The sequence below is a fragment of the Belnapia mucosa genome, assembly GCF_016775475.1.
Lineage (GTDB): Bacteria > Pseudomonadota > Alphaproteobacteria > Acetobacterales > Acetobacteraceae > Belnapia > Belnapia mucosa.
In genome coordinates this window covers 1-233 of record NZ_JAEUXJ010000154.1, presented here as the reverse complement: position 1 = coordinate 233, position 233 = coordinate 1, and the positions used below count along the sequence as shown (strand labels likewise).

At 57.9% G+C, this 233-nt stretch carries 1 protein-coding gene; it reads right to left on the bottom strand.

Going from position 1 to position 233, the window contains the following annotated elements; genetic code table 11:
- Positions 1–233, bottom strand: a 233-nt coding sequence (locus tag JMJ55_RS30740) for a DNA translocase FtsK (protein ID WP_202829386.1), incomplete at both ends; no start/stop codon positions are given.

The following is a 233-nucleotide window of genomic DNA, read 5'->3' as shown; positions in this document are numbered from 1 at the left end:
AGAAGCAACAGCGTAAGCGATATTCTTACTCAAGGCGGTGACCTTCTCCACCTTGACGGCCGAACCAAGCTCGACCTCGTATCGCGTGACCGTCGGGCCACGGGAATAGCCAGTCACCTGGGCATCGATACCAAATTCGTCGAAAACCGTTGACAGCTTGGAAACGACAGCGTCGGAGGCATCAGTACGCGCCTGCGGCACTGAACCTGGACGCAACAGTTCCGAGGCCGGCA